This window comes from Caballeronia pedi, assembly GCF_001544915.2.
Classification (GTDB): Bacteria; Pseudomonadota; Gammaproteobacteria; order Burkholderiales; family Burkholderiaceae; genus Caballeronia; species Caballeronia pedi.
The window spans coordinates 1-582 of record NZ_FCOE02000135.1 but is presented as its reverse complement, the minus strand read 5'-3'; the positions used below and the strand labels follow the sequence as shown (position 1 = coordinate 582).

The 582-nt window shown below is 61.2% G+C and carries 1 protein-coding gene; it reads left to right on the top strand.

Features of this window, described 5'->3' with window-relative positions; translation table 11 throughout:
* Positions 1-90 precede the first annotated feature (90 nt).
* Positions 91-582 (top strand): hypothetical protein (locus AWB80_RS44765; protein WP_208635783.1); only part of this gene is annotated, 492 nt, incomplete at its 3' end.

Here is a 582-nt window from a genome sequence, read left to right as displayed (position 1 = left end):
ACGTTGCCTGAATAGGTCCCGGTCGTTCCTGAGTATGCCCCCGCAGCGGAAATGCTAGCTTGGCCGGCAGATCCGAAGGTGACCGCCCCCTTGGCCGCCAAAGTCGAATTCAAAGTGGCCGCGCCAGTAACGGTAAGTGTTGACGAAAGGGTGGCCGCTCCCGTGACCCCCAGCGCGCCAGCCACGGACGCGTCTCCGCCCACCGCGCTATTCCCGATCACCGATTCGTTGTCAGTGTTCGCCCGGCCCCGAATCAAGCATGTCCACGCCGAGACCCCGTCGACGGTCATCAGAGCCGTCTCGCCTGGATTCAGCTTTGAGAGCGCGACGGTGTCCGACGTACTGCTTGCAGGTGTAAGGCTGACTGGACCCGCGCCGGCATTTCGCAGGAGGATGACGCTGTCTGCCCCGCACGTGGCCGCGGACGGCATCGGGATGGTTCGCGTACTCGTTCCGCTGAAAATAAAAGTGATCCGTTGCCCGAGATCCGACTTCGTAAGAGATCTTGTCGAAGTCAAAGCAGCCAGCGAAGTGAGCGCCGCCTGTGTATTCAGCACATCGACGTTCGAATTCACCTTCGTG